Here is a 14,286-nt window from a genome sequence, read left to right as displayed (position 1 = left end):
CCCCTGCCCGGCATCCGCCGACAGCGACCGGGGCCGGAGGGCGGTCGAAGGGACCGAGCCGGAGCGAGCGGCACTGCACCCGCTCCGGCGCGGGCTCAGCGGACCTCGGTGATCTCCGGGCCGCGCTGGAGGCGGCTCATGCCGCCGGCGAAGCGGGAGCCGCCCTCGTCCTGCTGCACGTTCTCGGGGACCATCTGCGCGTCGTTCGGCAGCTTCAGGACGATCGGGTCGCGCGGGGCCATCGGGCCCTCACCGCGCACCACCACGGTGTCCCGGAAGATCTGCTCCAGCAGTCCGGCGGCCTGCGGCTGGACCGCGCCCTGACCGGAGATCACACCGCGCAGGAACCAGCGGGGGCCGTCCACGCCGACGAACCGCACGACCTGGAAGCCGCCGGTGCCGTCCGGCAGCTGCACCGGCACCTGGGCGCGGAGCTCCCAGCCGAGCGGGCCCTCGACCTCGTCGATGATGCCGCCCTGCTGGGTGATGCCGGTCGCGATCTCCTCGCGCACCTCGCCCCAGATGCCCTCGCGCTTGGGCGCGGCGAAGGCCTGCAGCTGGATGGCGCTGTCGCGCAGCACGACGGTCGCCGCGACGATCGCGTCGCCCGCGACCTCCACGCGCAGTTCCATGCCGTCCACGCCGGGCACGAACAGGCCGCCCAGATCGACCCGGCCCTCACCGGGTTCGCGGACCTCGGAGCTGTCCCAGGGCCCGTCGGGCCGCGGCGCGGGCTCGAGCCTCAGCCGCCCGGCCTCCCCGTCCGCCTCCGCGTCGACACCGTCGACGACCTGCTCGGCCTCGCCGGCCGCACCGTCGGCGGCATCCGTCTTCTTGCGACGTCCGAACACGTCACTGTCCTTCCCGGTCGGATACGACCGAAGCGTATCGATTCCCACCCGCTGCACCGCCCACGGCGGCCTGAACGCTTGTGCCGCTCTTACCTTCCACCGCGGCATGGCCGCCGGTGGATCCGAAGCCCCCCTCGGCCCTGGCCGAGACGGGAAGCTCCGCGACCGACACGAAGCGCACCCTCTCGACCTTCTGCACGACCAGTTGGGCAATCCGGTCGAAGCGCTCGAACCGCACGGTCTCGCGCGGGTCGAGATTCACCACGATCACCTTGATCTCCCCACGGTACCCGGCATCAATCGTCCCCGGGGCATTCACCAGGGCGACGCCACAGCGGGCGGCGAGACCGGATCGCGGGTGCACGAAGGCCGCGTACCCCTCGGGGAGTGCGACAGACACCCCGGTGGGCAGCACGGCCCGCTCACCGGGTTCCAGCAGGCATGCCTCGGTGGTGCGCAGATCGGCCCCCGCGTCGCCCGGGTGCTCGTACGCCGGAAGCGGTACGTCCGGGTCGACGCGCCGGATCCGCACCTCGAGCGCGCCGCCGGCCGGCTCGCTCACGGGTTCACCTCGAAGGCGCGGGCCCGGCGGACCTGGTCGGGGTCCTCCATGGCGGCCTGGATCTCCTCCTGCCGGCCGTGGTCGATGAAGTGGTCGACCTTGACCTCGATGAACAGCGCGTCCGCGCGGACGGCGACGGGGCCCTGGGGGCCGCCGATCCGCCCGGTGGCGGTGCAGTAGATCTTGCGTCCCGCCACGGCCGTCACCTCCGCCTCCAGGTGCAGCACGGTGCCGACCGGGACGGGCTGCACGAAGTCGGTCTCCAGCCGGCCGGTCACCGCGATCGTGCGCAGCAGCCAGTTGAGCGAGCCGAGCGCCTCGTCCAGGGCGGTGGCCAGCACGCCGCCGTGGGCGAGTCCGGGGGCGCCCTGGTGGGCGGACTGGACGGTGAACTCGGCGGTGATCGACACGCCTTCACCGGCGCGCGCCTCGAGGTGCAGCCCGTGGGGCTGCTCGTCGCCGCATCCGAAGCACTGCCCGTAGTGCGCGCCCAGGAGCTCACCGGGTGCGGGGGCGTCGGGGTGACGGACGGGCGGTACGGCGTCGGCGGGGGGCTGAAGAGCTGCGGAATTACCACTCACAGGCGCGAACCTTACCCGCCCGCCCCGTGGGTGCTCCGCACGCGCCCGCCCTGGAGCCGGACGCCCGCGGGGAGCGTGCCAAGCTTGGGTTCATGCAGCTCTCCGCCGCCCCGTACGAAGAACGTCTCACCGCGCCCCGCTCCTGGTGGTTCCTGTCCCTCCTGGCCGGGTTCTCCCTCGCGTTGATCATGCTGCCGTTCGGCACCCTGCCGATGCTGGCCGGGCTGGCCGGCGGCACCGCCGCGGCAGCGGTCGTGGTGAGCGCGTACGGCTCGGTGCGGATCCGCGTCGTGAACGGTCATCTGATCGCGGGCGACGCGAAGATTCCGGTGGCGGCGCTCGGTACCGCGGAAATCCTGGACGCGGAGGAGGCCCGTGCCTGGCGCGGCCCCAAGGCCGACCCGCGCGCCTTCATGCTGCTGCGCGCGTACATTCCCGGTGCGCTGCGCGTGGACGTCACGGACCCGGCGGACCCCACTCCCTACGTCTTCCTGTCGACCCGCGAGCCCGAGCGGCTGACGCAGGCGCTCCGGGCGGCGAAGGACGCGGCGGACGCCTCGTAGGCGCCCGGGCACACAGAAGGAGCGCCGCGCCCACAGGAGGAGCGGCGCGCGCACGGGAGGGACGTGCGGGCGGGGTGTCGCCCGCACGGGGGAGTTCTCAGGGGGCGGAGTGCCCGTCGTCCTTCCGGGGACGGCCACCGAGCTCCTTCAGGGCGTCCTCGGGCAGGACGTCGTCGGGACGCTCCAGCGCCGGGAGCGCGGGCAGCGCGTCCCAGGGCACCTGGATCTTGCGCAGGTCGTCACGGATGCGGGTGGCGAGCTTTCTGGTGTCGCGCCGGTTCATGACGGCGCCCACGGCCGCGCCCACGAGGAACGGCATCAGGTTCGGCAGGTTGCGTACCGTGCGCTTCATGATCCGCTGGCGCAGCTCGCGCTTCATGCGGCTGTTCAGCGCCGCGCTCACGGTGGAGGGCTTGGTCGCCTCGACCCCTCGCTCCTGCGACCAGGAGTTGAGGTAGACGGTGCTGCGCTGGGCCAGGCCGCCCGCCGGGCGTACGCCGTAGACCTCGTGCAGTTCGGCGATGAGCTTCAGCTCGATCGCGGCGACGCCGGTGATCTCCGCCGCCAGTTCCGTCGGCATCGCGGGCGGTACGGGCATCATGGCCGCCGCGCCGACTCCGGCCCCGACCGTCGCGGTGGCCTTCGCGGCGCCCGCCACGAGCTTGTCGGCGAGCTCCTCGGGCCCGAGCCCGGGGAACTGCTCCCGCAGTGTCGCGAGGTCCCGTACGGGCACGCGCGGGGCGATGTCGATGATCCGGTCGGCGAGGTGCGCCAACGCCGCGCGGGCGCGGGTGCCGCCCTTGCGGACGCCTTCCCGGGCCTTGTCACGGACGACGGCGGCACGTCTGCGCGCCACGGGCGCGGTGACCTCCAGGGACGCCGGGAGGTCACCCCGGCCGGCCGGCGCTTCGAGCGAGGCCGACCCGGATCCGGTCCAGCCTCGCTCTCGGTCACGCGTGTCGTGCTGTGGGTCCTCGGAGGACCCTTGGTCCGCTCCCTTCGAGAAGAAGCGGCGCTTCCGCGGTGGGGTCGAGCCAGTCACGGCCGACCCCGCCTCAGTCGCAGTCGCGGCAGATCGGCTGGCCGTTCTTCTCGCGGGCCAGCTGGCTGCGGTGGTGCACCAGGAAGCAGCTCATGCAGGTGAACTCGTCCTGCTGCTTGGGCAGGACCCGGACGGCCAGCTCTTCGTTCGAGAGGTCCGCACCGGGCAGTTCCAGGCCTTCCGCGGCCTCGAACTCGTCGACATCCACGGCCGAGGCCGACTTGTCGTTCCGCCGGGCCTTCAGCTCTTCCAAGCTGTCCGAGTCGACGTCGTCGTCGGTCTTGCGTGGAGTGTCGTAGTCGGTAGCCATGTCGCTCTCCCCCTCTGGGTGTATGCGGTGTCTCCAGCGCACGTAACGCGTGAGAGGCCGGACTTGTGCCCGACCTGAGGCGGAGATTTTGCCTCACATCAAGGTCTGTTACTCAATCGACACCCAACCGGACTCCTCACGAGTGATCGGCTTGGATGGCGAAGGGGACCGTACACGGTCCCGATGCCGCACTTCAAAGGCACCTCACCGTGTACTTCCCGTGATGGGGGCCCCTGAAAACCGGGACTTTTCCGGCCTTACAGCGGCACCCATGATCACGGAGAGTAGATGGCCGAATCGGCGCGTCTGTGATCGATCACACATGAATTCGATTGCGGAGCGACTCGAAAATTCCGCGCAGAGCGAACACATGTCGGGGACGGGGCATGATGTCAGATCGGCAGGGTGACACGCATCACGAGCCCGCCTCCCTCTCTCGGCTGGGCGTAGATGTGCCCGCCGTGCGCCCGGGCGACCGACCGCACGATGGACAGACCCAGTCCCACGCCCTTGTCGCTGCCCGTCCTCTCGGTGCGCAGCCTGCGGAACGGCTCGAAGAGGTTCTCGATCTCGTACGCGGGGACGACCGGGCCCGTGTTGGACACCACGAGGATCGCCTGCCCGTGCTGGACCTCGGTGGTGACCTCCACCCAGCCGTCCTCCGGCACGTTGTACCGCACCGCGTTCTGCACCAGGTTCAGGGCGATCCGCTCCAGCAGCACGCCGTTGCCCTGGACGACCGCCGGGCGGCGGCTGCTGCGGATCGCCACGTGGCGGGCGTCCGCCTCCGTGGTCACCTGGTCGATGGCCTGCCCGGCCACCTCGGCGAGGTCGACGGGACCCCGCTCGACGATCTGGTTGTCGCTGCGGGCGAGCAGCAGCAGACCCTCGACGAGCTGTTCGCTGCGCTCGTTGGTGGCCAGCAGCGTCTTGCCGAGCTGCTGGAGCTCCACCGGTGCCTGGGGGTCGGAGAGGTGCACCTCCAGCAGCGTGCGGTTGATCGCCAGCGGGGTGCGCAGCTCGTGGGAGGCGTTGCCCACGAAGCGCTGCTGGGCCGTGAACGCGCGCTGGAGACGCTCCAGCATGTCGTCGAAGGTGTCGGCCAGCTCCTTCAGCTCGTCGTCCGGGCCGTCCAGCTCGATCCGGCGGGAGAGGTCGGAGCCGGCCACCGCGCGGGCGGTGCGGGTGATGCGGCCCAGCGGCGACAGCACCCGGCCCGCCATGGCGTAGCCGAAGGCGAACGCGATGACGGCGAGGCCGAGCAGGGCCAGCAGGGAGCGGCTGAGCAGGTTGTCCAGGGCGCCCTGGCGCTGGTGGTCGATGCACTCGCTGATCGCGGAGTTGAACTCGGACAGTGAGAGGTTGCCGTCGGCGATGCCCGGACAGTCGTTGCTGGAGACCTTGAGGCCGTCGAAGTCGACGATCTTGAACAGCGGCTGGCTGCCGGTGCGCAGGGCCTGCGCGGCGAGCAGGTAGATGATCGACAGCAGCAGGATGCCGGCGATCAGGAACATGCCGCCGTACAGCAGCGTGAGCCGTATGCGGATGGTGGGACGCAGCCAGGGCAGCGGGGTGGGCGACCGAGGGTCCCAGGTGGGCTTGGGGGGCGCCGTGGGGGGCGCGGGGGTGGCAGCCATGGTCAGTTGATCAGATCCGGTATCCGGAGCCGGGCACGGTCACGATGACCGGCGGCTCGCCCAGCTTGCGGCGCAGGGTCATGACGGTCACCCGCACCACGTTGGTGAACGGGTCGGTGTTCTCGTCCCAGGCCTTCTCCAGCAGCTGCTCCGCGGAGACCACGGCGCCCTCGCTGCGCATGAGGACCTCGAGCACGGCGAACTCCTTCGGTGCGAGCTGCACCTCCTTGCCGTCGCGGAAGACCTCGCGGCGGTTGGGGTCGAGCTTGATCCCGGCCCGTTCCAGGACGGGCGGCAGGGGGACGCTCGTACGCCGGCCGAGGGCCCGCACGCGGGCGATCAGCTCGCTGAACGCGAAGGGCTTGGGAAGGTAGTCGTCGGCGCCGATCTCCAGGCCCTCGACGCGGTCGCTGACGTCGCCGGAGGCGGTGAGCATCAGCACGCGGGTCGGCATGCCGAGCTCGACGATCTTGCGGCAGACGTCGTCGCCGTGCACGAGGGGGAGGTCGCGGTCGAGGACGACCACGTCGTAGTCGTTGACACCGATGCGTTCCAGGGCGGCCGCGCCGTCGTACACGACGTCGACGGCCATGGCCTCCCGGCGCAGTCCGGTGGCCACCGCATCGGCGAGCAGTTGCTCGTCCTCGACGACGAGTACACGCACGTCGCTAGTCCTTCCTCATGACCGGCCCGGCGGCCTTCGGCAGCGCGCACTCGGGCAGGGGTACGGGTGGGTGTGTTGCCTCCATCCTGCCCTTTTCGACCGTAAGTCGGCTGTAAGGCGGCCGGGCCCGGGGTTGGCCGGCGGCCCGGGACCGGGGAACCTGCGGGCGAACGGGCCGGGAATACGAGAATTTCTCGCGCGGTTAGGTTTCCGCGGAAGGGAGCTTGGGGAGGACGGGTTTTACATCCCGCGATCACGCTCTGCATGTACCGCACCACCATGCGGTGCACACGGTCCGCTTCCGCAGAGCGGGCGTGGATGTCCGGTACCGTCGCCGCCCGGCCAGCGGCGCTGGGCATCCGCCACGGACGTGATCATCCCTTCCGACGGCACACCCCCGTGCCACCGACCCACCGACCCAGGACGAGGGGGCGCAGCATGGACGCATTCACCGCAGGACTTCTGCAGCGCATAAAGGCGACCGAGTCCGATCTGTCGCGTGCCCGCGACGAGGGCGACGACTTCCTCGTCGAAGTGGAGCAGGGCGAACTCGACGACCTGCGCCGCCTCGCCGCCGAGCACGGCGTGGAAGTCGGCGCGTACAGCGTCTGACCAGCCGGCACCGCACCAAGGGCGGGCCCCGGCGGATCCAGCCGCCGGGGCCCGCCCTTGTGCACCCACCCGTGCGTGCGCGACCACCGACGCAAGGCGCCGGCCACCTGACGACGTCCGCCCGGCCGGGCCGTGCGGACGGCTCAGCAGACCGGTGCCCGGCTCGGCACCAGGGGTTGTGGCGTGGTGGACGGTGCGTGCCGGCGCCCTCGCGCCATAGGGCCCCGGCGCTGGGATCAGCGGCGGGGCCCTTTGGCCGTGGGGCGGTGTTCGGGGGTGCTTCGTCGGGCGGCTCAGGGCGGTGGTCCGCCCGTCACCTCAGTCGTGCCACGCGCCGAAGTCCTCCAGGAGGTGGAGGAGGGGGTCGAAGACGCCCGGGGAGGCCGCCACCGCGAGCTCGCCGGACGGCGCGCTGCCGGGGTGACGGCCGCCGGTGCGGGCGCCCGCCTCCCGCGCTATGAGGTCGCCCGCGGCGAGGTCCCACGGGTGCAGCCCGCGCTCGAAGTAGCCGTCGAGCCGGCCGGCGGCCACGTCGCACAGGTCGATCGCCGCCGAGCCGCCGCGCCGGATGTCCCGCACCAGCGGGATCAGCCGGCGCGCCACCTCGGCCTGGTGGTCGCGGACCTCGGCGACGTAGTTGAAGCCGGTGGATACAAGCGCCTGGTCGAGCGGCGGCGACGGCCGGCAGGCCAGGCGCCGCTCGCCCTCCCAGGCGCCCGTGACCCAGGCCCCGCCGCCCAGCACCGCGTGGTACGCCTCGCCGCGCATCGGGGCGAACACCGCGCCGGCCACGGTCACCCCGTCCTGCTCGGCCGCGATCGAGACGGCCCAGGTCGGCAGCCCGTACAGGTAGTTCACCGTGCCGTCGAGGGGGTCGACGACCCAGCGGACGCCGCTGCTGCCGGCCGTGGAGGCACCCTCCTCGCCGAGGATGCCGTCCTCCGGGCGGCGCTCGGCGATCAGCCCGGTGATCAGCTTCTCCGCAGCGATGTCCATCTCGGTGACGACGTCGACCGCGCTGGACTTGGTGGCGGCGACCGCGAGGTCGGCGGGGCGGCCGTCGCGCAGCAGCTCACCCGCGCGCCGGGCGGCCTCCCGGGCCAGCTCCAGCAGTTCCGCGTGCAGGGGGTCGGTCACGGGGCTCCTCAGGCGTAGGGACTGTCGGCGCCCGCGGCGGCGGGGCGCGGGGCGCGGGCCGGGCAGCAGCCCACCGGGCACAGGTCGTGGCTGGCGCCGAGCGCGCCCAGGGCGCACGGGGTGATCTGCCGCCCGCTCTCGGTGGCCGCGCGCTCCAGGACCAGTTCACGGACGGCCGCGGCGAACCGGGGGTCGTCGCCGACGGTCGCGGATCGCCGCACGGGCAGGCCCAGTTCCTCCGCCTTGGCCGTGGCCTCGGTGTCGAGGTCGTAGAGGACCTCCATGTGGTCGGAGACGAAGCCGATGGGCGCCATCACCACGGCCGGGACCCCGGCCGCGTGCCGCTCCTCAAGGTGGTCGCAGATGTCGGGCTCCAGCCACGGGATGTGCGGGGCGCCGGAGCGGGACTGGTAGACGAGCTGCCAGGGGTGGTCGACACCGGTGCGCTCGCGGACGGCGTCGGCGATCAGCCGGGCCACGTCCAGGTGCTGGGCGACGTACGCCCCGCCGTCGCCGTGCGCCTCGACCGGGCCCGAGGTGTCCGCGGCCGCGTCGGGGATGGAGTGGGTGCAGAAGGCGATGTGCGCGCCGTCCCGGACGTCCTCGGGGAGATCGGCGAGCGACCGGATCACCCCGTCGACCATGGGCTCGACGAAGCCGGGGTGGTTGAAGTAGTGGCGCAGCTTGTCGATCTTCGGCAGCTCCAGCCCCTCCTTCTCCAGCGTGGCCAGCGCGTCGGCGAGGTTCTCGCGGTACTGGCGGCAGCCGGAGTAGGAGGCGTAGGCGCTGGTGGCGAGGACCAGGACGCGGCGGCGGCCGTCGCGGACCATCTCGCGCAGGGTGTCGGTGAGGTAGGGGGCCCAGTTGCGGTTGCCCCAGTACACCGGCAGGTCGAGGCCGTGCTCGGCGAAGTCCTTGCGCAGCGCGTCCAGCAGGGCGCGGTTCTGGTCGTTGATGGGGCTGACCCCGCCGAACAGGAAGTAGTGCTGTCCGACCTCCTTGAGGCGTTCCTTGGGGATGCCCCGCCCGCGGGTCACGTTCTCCAGGAACGGGACCACGTCGTCCGGGCCTTCCGGGCCGCCGAAGGAGAGCAGGAGCAGGGCGTCGTAGGGACTGGCATCGAGCACGTCAGACATGTCTCGATCCTCCCACCCGGCACCGGCGGCCGGGACAGGGCCCGGGGGTGTCGCCGGAGGTGCCGCGGATCACCGGAGCAACCGGGTGACGCCGCCAGTAAGCTGTATCGACTGCGGTAGCACCTTACTGATCTTCCGGAGAACCCCGTGCCCAGCCCCTATCGCGCCCTGTTCGCCGCCCCCGGCAGCAGGGCCTTCTCCGCCGCGGGGTTCCTCGGCCGGATGCCGCTGTCGATGATGGGCATCGGCGTGGTCACGATGATCTCCCAGGTGACCGGCCGGTACGGCCTGGCCGGCGCCCTCTCGGCCACCATCGCGCTCTCCGCCGCGCTGGCGGGCCCGCAGGTGTCGCGCCTGGTCGACCGGTACGGCCAGCGCCGGGTGCTGCGCCCGGCCACACTCCTCTCGCTGTCCGGCGCCGCGGTGCTGCTGTGCGCCGCGCACTACGGCTGGCCGGAGTGGGTGCTGTTCGTCGCGTGCGTCGGGATCGGCTGCGTGCCGAGTCTCGGCGCCATGGTCCGGGCGCGCTGGGCCGCCCTGTACCGGGGCACGCCCCGGCTGCACACCGCGTACTCGTTCGAGTCGGTGGTGGACGAGGTCTGCTTCATCGTCGGCCCGATCGTCTCCATCGGTCTGTCCACGGCCTGGTTCCCGGAGGCCGGCCCGCTGCTGGCGGCCTGCTTCCTGGCGGTGGGCGTCTTCTGGCTGACCGCCCAGCGCGCCACCGAGCCCGCGCCGCACCCCCGCGAGCAGCAGGGCGGCGGCTCGGCGCTGCGGTCGCGGGGTCTTCAGGTGCTGGTCGCGACGTTCGCGGCGACGGGGACGATCTTCGGCGCGGTCGACGTGGTCACGGTGGCCTTCGCCGAGGAGGAGGGTCGCAAGGCCGCGGCCAGCGTGGTGCTCGCCGTGTACGCCCTCGGTTCCTGCGTGGCCGGGCTGGTGTTCGGGCTGCTGCACTTCGCGGGGGCACCGGAACGCCGGTGGTTGCTGGGCGTTTGCGCCATGGCCGTGAGTATGATCCCACTCCTACTGGTCGGGAACTTGCCGTTTCTGGCCGTGGCGCTGTTCGTTGCGGGTCTGTCCATCGCTCCCACGATGATCACGACCATGTCCCTCATCGAAGAGCACGTACCACGCGCGCAGCTCACCGAGGGCATGACCTGGGTGAGCACCGGGCTCGCGGTCGGGGTCGCCCTCGGCTCCTCCGCGGGCGGCTGGGTGATCGACGCGGCCGGGGCGCGCGCCGGGTACGGGGTTCCGGCGGTGGCCGGGGCCGTCGCGGTCGCGGTCGGTTTCCTCGGGTACCGCCGGCTCGAGAGGCCGGCACCGGGTCGGGGAGGCTTCGTTGGGCAGCACGACGAGCACGAGGAACCGCACGTGGCGTAACTGGGGAGGCACCGTCTCCGTCCGGCCCGCCCGGGAGGTCACGCCTGCCTCCGTCGACGAACTGGCCGCGGCGGTGCGCCGGGCCGCCGCGGACGGGCTGCCGGTGAAGGCGGTCGGCACCGGCCACTCCTTCACCTCCATCGCCGCCACCGACGGCCTGATGATCCGCCCCGAGCTGCTGACGGGGATCCGGCGGATCGACCGCGAGGCGGGCACCGTCACGGTCGAGGCGGGCACCCCGCTGAAGCGGCTCAACGTGGCCCTCGCGCGGGAGGGCCTGTCGCTGACCAACATGGGCGACATCATGGAGCAGACGGTCTCCGGCGCCACCAGCACCGGCACCCACGGCACCGGCCGCGACTCCGCCTCCCTCGCCGCCCAGATCAAGGGCCTGGAACTGGTCACCGCCGACGGCTCGGTGCTCACCTGCTCCGAGAAGGAGAACCCGGACGTCTTCGCCGCCGCCCGGATCGGCCTCGGGGCCCTCGGCGTGGTCACCGCGGTCACCTTCGCCGTGGAGCCGCTCTTCCTCCTCACCGCGCGCGAGGAGCCCATGACGTTCGACCGCGTGTGCGCCGAGTTCGACGCGCTGCACGCCGAGAACGAGCACTTCGAGTTCTACTGGTTCCCGCACACCGGCAACACCAACACCAAACGCAACAACCGCAGCGCGGGCCCCGAGCGCCCGGTGCCGCCGCTGCGGGGCTGGTTCGAGGACGAGTTCCTCTCCAACGGCGTCTTCCAGGTGGCCAACTGGGTGGGCCGCGCCGCGCCGGTGAGCATTCCGGCCGTCGCGCAGATCTCCAGCCGGGCGCTGTCCGCGCGGACGTACACCGACATCCCCTACAAGGTGTTCACCTCCCCGCGCCGGGTGCGCTTCGTGGAGATGGAGTACGCCGTCCCGCGCGAGGCGCTGGTGGAGACACTGCGGGAGCTGAAGGCGATGGTCGACCGGTCCGGGCTGCGGATCAGCTTCCCCGTCGAGGTGCGCACCGCGCCGGCCGACGACATCGCGCTGTCCACGGCGTCCGGCCGGGAGAGCGCCTACATCGCGGTCCACATGTACAAGGGCACGCCGTACCAGCGCTACTTCACCGCCGCCGAGCGGATTTTCACCGCCCATGAGGGGCGACCCCATTGGGGGAAGGTCCACACACGGGACACGGAGTACCTCTCACGGGTGTATCCGCGTTTCGAGGAGTTCGTCGCGCTCCGGGAACGGCTCGATCCGGAACGGCGGTTCCGCAACGACTACTTGCGGAGGGTCCTGGGGGCGTAGACATGCCTCCGTTTCCGGCGATTGCGTGAAGTTCCCCACAAGTCCGCCATGTTCAGGGCCGGATGAGTGGGGCAACCACGGCCAAGTCCCACCCCTTGCGCGAACTCGGGCGGCGTGCCAATCCACGCACGTGGCCCAAATGGAGTACTGTGACGAACCCTGGGTCCGGACTCCCGTCAGGGTGCCCGGGTCCTCGGAGGACCGCCGGGAGGGGGCTAGTTGCACAGGGTGACGCATTTGGTCACTTAGCGTTGCGAATAGGTAACCGTGCCATAACGGCGATCCAGGGCCCGCGCCCGACACGCCGGGCAACTCGGCAAGGTTGTGGCAGGCTGCACCCGGGCAGGCCACACTCGACTAGCGGAAGCAGCGACGCACGTGACGTCGGCAGGCACCACCCGGGAGGTCCCCATGCCCGAACTGCGTGTCGTGGCCGTCTCGAATGACGGCACACGGCTGGTGCTGAAGGCTGCGGACAGCACGGAGTACACGCTTCCGATCGACGAACGGCTCCGCGCCGCCGTGCGCGGCGACCGTCCCCGCCTCGGCCAGATCGAGATCGAGGTGGAGAGCCATCTCCGCCCCCGCGACATCCAGGCCCGTATAAGGGCCGGTGCGACCGCGGAAGAGGTCGCCCAGATGGCCGGCATCCCCGTCGACCGCGTCCGCCGCTTCGAAGGCCCCGTCCTCGCCGAGCGCGCCTTCATGGCCGAGCGCGCCCGCAAGACGCCCGTCCGCCGCCCCGGGGAGAACTCCGGTCCCCCGCTGGGCGAGGCCGTGCAGGAGCGGCTGCTGCTGCGCGGCGCGGAGAAGGACACCGTCCAGTGGGACTCCTGGCGCCGCGACGACGGCACCTGGGAAGTACTGCTGGTCTACCGGGTCGCGGGCGAGCCGCACTCGGCGAGCTGGACGTACGACCCGCCCCGCAGGCTGGTCCAGGCCGTCGACGAGGAGGCGCGCTCGCTGATCGGCGAGTCCGACGACCTCGCCGCGCCCGAGCCCAGCTTCCCGTTCGTGCCGCGCATCGCCCGGCTGCCGCGCGACCGCCCGCTGGACCGCCCCGGCGACCGCGAGCGGCCGAGCCTGCCCGCGCAGGCGTCCGAGCCGGCCGAGGAGTCCACCGCGGCCGCGGCCTCCGGTGAACGCGACTCCCTGACCAGCCTCCTGGAGGCGGTACCGAGCTTCCGCGGCGACCTGGTGGTGCCGGAGCGCACCCCCGAACCGTCCGCCGAGGAACCGGAGTCCGAGCCCGAGGCGGAGGAACCGCCGGCGCCCGCCGCCTCCGCGGGTTCCGCGTATGCGGACGTGCTGATGCCCCGTTCGGTGGGCAGCCACCGGGACCGTCTCATCGGCTCGACCGACCGTCAGGCCGAGGCGGACGGCGTCCGTCCGGGCCGTCGAGCGGCGGTGCCGAGCTGGGACGAGATCGTGTTCGGGACGCGCCGCAAGAAGCAGGAGTAAGGCCGGCCCGCCGGCCCGTAGCCCCTGAAGGGCGCTGCCCTTACGCACCTCTCCGGGACAGCCCGCCGCCTTGTCGGCCCTGACGGGCCTCGTCCTCAAACGCCGGACGGGCTGAAATCAGCCCCTCCGGCGTTTGAGGAGCGGGGTCCGGGGCGGAGCCCCGGGGCGGGAAGGGGCGGCTACCGCGGGTCCGGTCCCACCGCCACCGGTCGGTCCGGGTCGGAGGACCACTCCGACCAGGAGCCGACGTACAGAGCCGCCGGGACACCGGCGACCGCCAGGGCCAGCACCTCGTGCGCCGCCGACACGCCCGAGCCGCAGTACACGCCGACCGGTGCCTCCGGCGTCACACCCAGCTCACCGAAGCGGGCGCGCAGCTCGTCGGCGGGCCGGAACCGGCCGTCGGCGCCCACGTTGTCGGAGGTCGGCGCGGACAGGGCACCCGGGATGTGGCCGCCGACCGGGTCGATGGGCTCCACCTCGCCCCGGTACCTCTCCCCCGCACGGGCGTCCAGCAGCACCCCCGTACGGGCGAGATCCGCCGCACCGTCCGCGTCCAGCACCCCGGTGTCCCCCGGCTCCGGCACGAAGTCGCCCTCGGCCGGCTCCGGCACCGCCGTCTCCAACGGCCCCTCCCAGGCGGACAGTCCGCCGTCCAGGACCCGCACGTCCGGGTGACCCGTCCAGCGCAGCAGCCACCAGGCGCGGGCGGCCGCCCAGCCGATGCCGCCGTCGTACACCACCACGGGCGTCCCCGCGGACACCCCGGCACGGCGCATCGCGGCACCGAACACCGCGAGGTCCGGCAGCGGATGGCGCCCCTGCGGGCCGGGCGCGGACGCCAACTCCCGGTCCAGGTCGACGAAGACGGCGCCGGGCAGATGGCCCGCCGCGTAGGCGGCTCGCCCGTCGAACGGCGGTTCGCCGTTGGCGGCCGCCGTGCTGAGCTGCCAGCGGATGTCGAGCAGGACCGGCGGGCGGTCCGTCTGCAGCGCGGCCGCGAGTTCGGATGCGGAGATGATGGCGTTCATGGTCACCATCCTCGCGCACGGGGTGGCCGACTCG

15 protein-coding genes are annotated in these 14,286 nt (G+C 72.4%); 5 read left to right on the top strand and 10 right to left on the bottom strand.

Going from position 1 to position 14,286, the window contains the following annotated elements; translation table 11 throughout:
• Positions 1 to 95: 95 nt before the first annotated feature.
• The 3 genes from ACIF8S_RS00640 to ACIF8S_RS00630 are packed head-to-tail and all read right to left on the bottom strand — an operon-like array spanning position 96 to position 1,994.
• Positions 96 to 851, bottom strand: a complete 756-nt coding sequence (locus ACIF8S_RS00640; RefSeq protein WP_349797593.1) for a DUF3710 domain-containing protein — start codon at positions 849 to 851, stop codon at positions 96 to 98.
• A 1-nt stretch (position 852) separates the two neighbouring features.
• Entirely contained in the window at positions 853 to 1,413 is a 561-nt protein-coding gene (dut, locus tag ACIF8S_RS00635) for a dUTP diphosphatase (protein WP_399996501.1), read from the bottom strand.
• The gene (locus ACIF8S_RS00630) at positions 1,410 to 1,994 is read right to left on the bottom strand and encodes a PaaI family thioesterase (protein ID WP_399996500.1); all 585 of its coding nucleotides are present in this window, start codon (positions 1,992 to 1,994) and stop codon (positions 1,410 to 1,412) included. Before ACIF8S_RS00630 ends, dut begins: the two co-directional genes overlap by 4 nt.
• A gap of 92 nt (positions 1,995 to 2,086) precedes the next feature.
• On the opposite strand from ACIF8S_RS00630, the gene ACIF8S_RS00625 reads away from it, so the two are divergent.
• Positions 2,087 to 2,557: a DUF3093 domain-containing protein gene (locus tag ACIF8S_RS00625; protein WP_024885591.1), complete on the top strand. Its 471-nt coding sequence runs from the start codon at positions 2,087 to 2,089 to the stop codon at positions 2,555 to 2,557.
• 97 nt (positions 2,558 to 2,654) lie between these two features.
• Here the strand turns inward: ACIF8S_RS00625 and ACIF8S_RS00620 are convergent, their stop codons facing one another.
• The 4 genes from ACIF8S_RS00620 to ACIF8S_RS00605 form a co-directional block, all read right to left on the bottom strand.
• On the bottom strand, positions 2,655 to 3,599 hold the full coding sequence (locus ACIF8S_RS00620) for a hypothetical protein (RefSeq protein WP_399996499.1): 945 nt from the start codon (positions 3,597 to 3,599) through the stop codon (positions 2,655 to 2,657).
• A gap of 13 nt (positions 3,600 to 3,612) precedes the next feature.
• Entirely contained in the window at positions 3,613 to 3,909 is a 297-nt protein-coding gene (locus ACIF8S_RS00615; protein ID WP_003993510.1) for a DUF4193 domain-containing protein, read from the bottom strand.
• Positions 3,910 to 4,301: 392 nt separating this feature from the next.
• The gene (locus ACIF8S_RS00610; protein ID WP_024885593.1) at positions 4,302 to 5,546 is read right to left on the bottom strand and encodes a HAMP domain-containing sensor histidine kinase; all 1,245 of its coding nucleotides are present in this window, start codon (positions 5,544 to 5,546) and stop codon (positions 4,302 to 4,304) included.
• A gap of 10 nt (positions 5,547 to 5,556) precedes the next feature.
• Positions 5,557 to 6,210 (bottom strand): response regulator transcription factor, encoded by a 654-nt coding sequence (locus tag ACIF8S_RS00605; protein ID WP_003993508.1) that lies wholly within the window; start codon positions 6,208 to 6,210, stop codon positions 5,557 to 5,559.
• A gap of 438 nt (positions 6,211 to 6,648) precedes the next feature.
• On the opposite strand from ACIF8S_RS00605, the gene ACIF8S_RS00600 reads away from it, so the two are divergent.
• On the top strand, positions 6,649 to 6,822 hold the full coding sequence (locus ACIF8S_RS00600; protein WP_199785258.1) for a hypothetical protein: 174 nt from the start codon (positions 6,649 to 6,651) through the stop codon (positions 6,820 to 6,822).
• Positions 6,823 to 7,140: 318 nt separating this feature from the next.
• Here the strand turns inward: ACIF8S_RS00600 and ACIF8S_RS00595 are convergent, their stop codons facing one another.
• Together ACIF8S_RS00595 and ACIF8S_RS00590 are read right to left on the bottom strand one after the other, a co-directional pair.
• Entirely contained in the window at positions 7,141 to 7,959 is an 819-nt protein-coding gene (locus ACIF8S_RS00595; protein ID WP_215210933.1) for an inositol monophosphatase family protein, read from the bottom strand.
• Between the two features lie 8 nt (positions 7,960 to 7,967).
• A complete protein-coding gene (locus tag ACIF8S_RS00590; RefSeq protein ID WP_399996498.1) occupies positions 7,968 to 9,095 on the bottom strand; it encodes a ferrochelatase in 1,128 nt (375 codons plus the stop codon).
• 147 nt (positions 9,096 to 9,242) lie between these two features.
• Here ACIF8S_RS00590 and ACIF8S_RS00585 point away from each other — a divergent pair, with 147 nt between their 5' ends.
• The 3 genes from ACIF8S_RS00585 (at position 9,243) to sepH (ending at position 13,221) form a co-directional block, all read left to right on the top strand.
• A complete protein-coding gene (locus ACIF8S_RS00585) occupies positions 9,243 to 10,481 on the top strand; it encodes an MFS transporter (protein ID WP_399996497.1) in 1,239 nt (412 codons plus the stop codon).
• The gene (locus ACIF8S_RS00580) at positions 10,441 to 11,760 is read left to right on the top strand and encodes a D-arabinono-1,4-lactone oxidase (RefSeq protein WP_399996496.1); all 1,320 of its coding nucleotides are present in this window, start codon (positions 10,441 to 10,443) and stop codon (positions 11,758 to 11,760) included. The genes ACIF8S_RS00585 and ACIF8S_RS00580 overlap by 41 nt, the downstream gene beginning before the upstream one ends.
• 411 nt (positions 11,761 to 12,171) lie before the next feature.
• Complete coding sequence (gene sepH, locus ACIF8S_RS00575) at positions 12,172 to 13,221, top strand: septation protein SepH (RefSeq protein WP_399996495.1); 1,050 nt, start codon at positions 12,172 to 12,174, stop codon at positions 13,219 to 13,221.
• Between the two features lie 179 nt (positions 13,222 to 13,400).
• On the opposite strand, the gene ACIF8S_RS00570 is transcribed toward sepH, so the two are convergent.
• Positions 13,401 to 14,252 (bottom strand): sulfurtransferase, encoded by an 852-nt coding sequence (locus ACIF8S_RS00570; RefSeq protein ID WP_399996494.1) that lies wholly within the window; start codon positions 14,250 to 14,252, stop codon positions 13,401 to 13,403.
• Between the last annotated feature and the right edge of the window lie 34 nt (positions 14,253 to 14,286).

Source organism: Streptomyces sp. NPDC085937, from assembly GCF_044540535.1.
GTDB lineage: Bacteria > Actinomycetota > Actinomycetes > Streptomycetales > Streptomycetaceae > Streptomyces.
The sequence above is the reverse complement of the archived record's forward strand: the minus strand, read 5'-3'. Positions and strand labels throughout refer to the sequence as shown.